Annotated in this window: 5 protein-coding genes; all 5 read right to left on the bottom strand. The window is 46.3% G+C overall.

Annotation, left to right across the window (positions count from 1 at the left end):
* Positions 1-24: 24 nt before the first annotated feature.
* Positions 25-507 carry a hypothetical protein gene (locus tag F560_RS0121850; protein WP_156829102.1) on the bottom strand — a complete coding sequence of 161 codons (483 nt, stop codon included), beginning with the start codon at positions 505-507 and terminating at the stop codon, positions 25-27.
* A gap of 481 nt (positions 508-988) precedes the next feature.
* Positions 989-1,639, bottom strand: a complete 651-nt coding sequence (locus tag F560_RS0121845; protein WP_020621303.1) for a thioredoxin family protein — start codon at positions 1,637-1,639, stop codon at positions 989-991.
* A gap of 20 nt (positions 1,640-1,659) precedes the next feature.
* Positions 1,660-2,217, bottom strand: coding sequence for a TlpA disulfide reductase family protein (locus F560_RS0121840; RefSeq protein ID WP_019007840.1), 558 nt, complete (start codon positions 2,215-2,217; stop codon positions 1,660-1,662).
* An 18-nt stretch (positions 2,218-2,235) separates the two neighbouring features.
* The gene (locus F560_RS0121835; RefSeq protein ID WP_019007839.1) at positions 2,236-2,958 is read right to left on the bottom strand and encodes a cytochrome c biogenesis CcdA family protein; all 723 of its coding nucleotides are present in this window, start codon (positions 2,956-2,958) and stop codon (positions 2,236-2,238) included.
* Complete coding sequence (locus tag F560_RS0121830) at positions 2,951-3,601, bottom strand: hypothetical protein (RefSeq protein ID WP_156829101.1); 651 nt, start codon at positions 3,599-3,601, stop codon at positions 2,951-2,953. Before F560_RS0121830 ends, F560_RS0121835 begins: the two co-directional genes overlap by 8 nt.
* Positions 3,602-3,716: the final 115 nt, after the last annotated feature.

The following is a 3,716-nucleotide window of genomic DNA, read 5'->3' as shown; positions in this document are numbered from 1 at the left end:
TTTTCGTTCATTCGCGCGTACCTCCTATCTTTCCGATACGCTTAGTTTTTCATGAATCTTCGAGTCCGTGTAGGTGGGGAATATTTGACGCTTACCACACCAAAAGAAATACATCCGGTAATTCGGTTGAATGTCTGGAGTAAAGGGGGTGATCCAAAACATCGCCGGTATCGGTAAAAATAACAGGCAGGCGATGACTTTTTGGATTCTCTCCCGAAACAGTTCAGAATAATGGATCGCAAACATCAGGAAACAATAGGGGGTTCCTGCCAGATTCATAAAGGAGCCCGCTAAATGGATTTTGAACAAGATTCGATCCAAAGCGTCCATCCCAATCCGGAATTGATGTAAATAGGGTAATACGTTTTCGGTAATGGTAAGGGAAAGTGCTCCGCCACCAGCGACAAAAAGCAAAGACGCAGCCCACCTGGTTACTTCATATTTGGGGTTGATAATAACTAAAAGGGCAGCCAATGCCCATAAAACAATAAAAACAAACACCATCATCTTTCCCCCCTTTCTGTACCGTCTACATTTAAACCGCCATTATCACGTTTGAATTCCATCATTTTAGTATAATTTCATAGGCATTTTTTCTTATCTAGTACGAATACATAGTACTCAAGTCCCGACATCGGCGGGCATTTCGACCTGGAGAATGTCCACCTATTTTGGATAAAAAAAAGAGCCCTATTTCAACAGCATAACTTAGGCGGCCCTAAAATGATTTTACCATTTTTTTATAACCAAAAAAATCACAGACTTATGTCCCACTATGAGTCAAGCCAAGACTGTCAAGTTTTCTTCGGCCTGTGAAATCTGATATCCCTCCCACATTGAGTCCAGCCTCTCTTCCGTCTGAATCGTCCCCATCGTCCATCAGGATTCCAATAATCTACTTACAATAATAGATTACATTACGATCGTTATAACGATGGGCAAGATTATTACAATGGGCTTCCCTCTCCCTTCTTTGCTTCGTGGTTGGCTAATTGGACTGCTTCATCCACTCCAATTTGATTTCGGAGATGCCGTAGACCGCCAAAGTATGAGCGAGCAACGTCTTCATCCGATCGGTTTCTTCCATGCTCACTTCATTTGTCGAACAGAGCGTTACGACGCAAGAATCATGATGAAAGGAAACCCGCTCAAGCGAAGTGTCTGCCGGAAACGGATTGTCAAATCCTTCAGGCCGGGTGCGCAACAATTGTTGAATCGTTGTTATTCTTGGCGCTTTAACGGAAGTCTTGTTGATCACCGTTGTCTCCACCGGAACGGCGTTGCCGTTTTGGAACAAATAGATCGTGTAAGTTTCGGTAGTCTCCCGGTTTTCTTCCCGCGGCGCTTCCGATCGCAGCGATCCTTCTTCTATCTGTCTAATCAAGTTCCATACCTCTTCCGTTTCTTTAAAACCTTCAATACGGTACAATTCAACGCCGCTGTCATCCAAAAAGAGCGTGGTGGGATTCATCTTAATGCGATATCGATTGGTCGTTTCATGGTCAACATCCACATAGACGACTTCATATGCAAGCTCTTTTTTGCAGGCAAGCAATTCTCCGATGACCGTATTCATGGAGCGGCCCATCGGACAAGCGGATAGTGTTAACAAAATCAATTTTTTAACCGATTGACTCATGCGGCATAACCTCTCCCGTCTTATTTGATATTGGAAACAGCTTCTTTCATCATGTCGTAATTAATCGCGCCCTGAAACTTTTCCCGAATCACTCCGTCCGAGTCCAGCAAGAATGTCGTGGGATAGGCGACAACCTGATAGGTTTGCATGACGTCTCCTTCCTTGTCCAGAACGATGGGGAACGTGAGCTGTTGCTCTTTCACAAATGCTTGTACGTTATCCGGATTTTCCTCGGTAGGTGTCAGGTTAACACCCAAAATCACAACGTCTTTCGATTGGTAATCCTCATAAAATTTTTGCATATGGGGCATTTCCACCCGACACGGCGGACACCATGTCGCCCAAAAATTGACCAGCACTTTCTTGCCCTTAAAATCAGACAGGTGAACAGGATTCCCTTGCAAATCCGTAAGCGAAAATTCCGGCGCAAGCTGCCCCTTCAGAATGCCCGTCTCCAGGTTTGCTTCCCCCGATTCCGCAATTTTTCCGGTTTCTGAAGAAGACTTGTGAAAATAATCGTATCCGCCATAAACGACGAGCCCTATCAAAACCAGAACAGCGATCATGCTTTTTTTCATCCGTTTCATCTCCACTCGTTAAAAGTTGATCTCCCAAAACGTATATTGGGATAGCCAGGCGCTGATCTTCTGCAATTGCCCGGTAAACAACAGAAACCCCAGCCCAATGAGCAGCCAGCCATTCAGTTTGGACAGGAGAGGGATCCATCTGTTCATTTTTTTCATGAACTGCAGCGAATACGTCAGCAACCATGAAATCAGTAAAAACGGAACACCCAACCCGAGCGAATACACGGCCAACAACTCAATCCCGTTCCACAGCGTTTCGGCAGACCCGGCCAGAAGCAAAATGGATGACAACGCCAACCCTACACAGGGGCTCCAGCCGGCGCTAAAAGCCACACCGGTAAGTAGCGAACGGATTGCGCCGCGGCTCCTGTTCGTTTTGATTTCCCATGTTTTACCGGACATCAACAGCCGGAGATTTAATAATCCGGCCATTTGCAGACCAAACACAATAATCAACAGACCGCTTATTTCTTGGATCAAATCGCGTTCCTGGGCAAAGAAGCGGCCAATAAAGCTTGCCGAAGCCCCCATCGCGATGAAAACGAGACTAAAACCCACAATAAAACTAAGAGACTGAACAATCAGTTTCCCCCGATGCACGACCAGTTTGCCATCTTGAAAGGACGAGCCCGTCAAATGGGAAACGTAAGCGGGGATGAGCGGAAAGACGCAAGGGGATAAAAAGGATAGCATCCCCGCGGCAAAGGCTGCGAAAACCGAAATATTATCCATGAGAACCTCCTTTTTTCACCTTCTCGTCCAACCAGGTCCATCCGGTCAAACACGCGGCAACGAGCAGAAAAATCAACTGCTGTTTGCTGAAGGACAAAAGCCACATTGGACGATCGGGGACCAGAAACCATAGCATCACATGACCAATCGAGAACCAAATGGCATATACAATTCCTTCTGGAGAATCGGATCCTCTTGAAGAAAACGAGAAGGACATTAAAAGAACCGCGGATAATCCGGCGCTTGCCGCATGAAACCAGGCCGGCTCCTCCCCGATCATGAATAACAACACTTGGCAGGCCGACCAACCCGCAAAGGCATACGTTATTAAAATGTCCACCCACATTTTTAAAGGAACGTTCTGCTTCGAAGCCTTCAGCCAAATATAGGTCACGGCAACCAGGCTTGCCATCCATCTCCCGCGTTCCCCGCCATCGAAATAGATTAAAGTGACAGGCTGTTGGATGACCTCAACCGGATGAAAGAGCAGAAAACTCGCTTTCCAGACGACCAGCCACAGCCAGAAAGCGTTGGCTACGCAGGATAAGATCCAACTCCGCTCCGGCATGTTTCGAAGCCGGTACCGCAACATCAACCAGCCTGCCGCCCCAAAACTGAAATACAAAATCAGTTGTCCGTTCAAGACAAAAGAACCGATTTGAAGAGTCTATAAAATCTTTTGTGTAAACTCTCAAACCAATACATTAAACTAAGAGAAAGGTCGGTTTGAGAGGATGAGTCAAATGGCTCGATTCAGC

It is taken from the genome of Cohnella laeviribosi DSM 21336, from assembly GCF_000378425.1.
Lineage (GTDB): Bacteria > Bacillota > Bacilli > Paenibacillales > Paenibacillaceae > Cohnella > Cohnella laeviribosi.
This window is presented reverse-complemented; position numbering and strand designations above follow the sequence as displayed.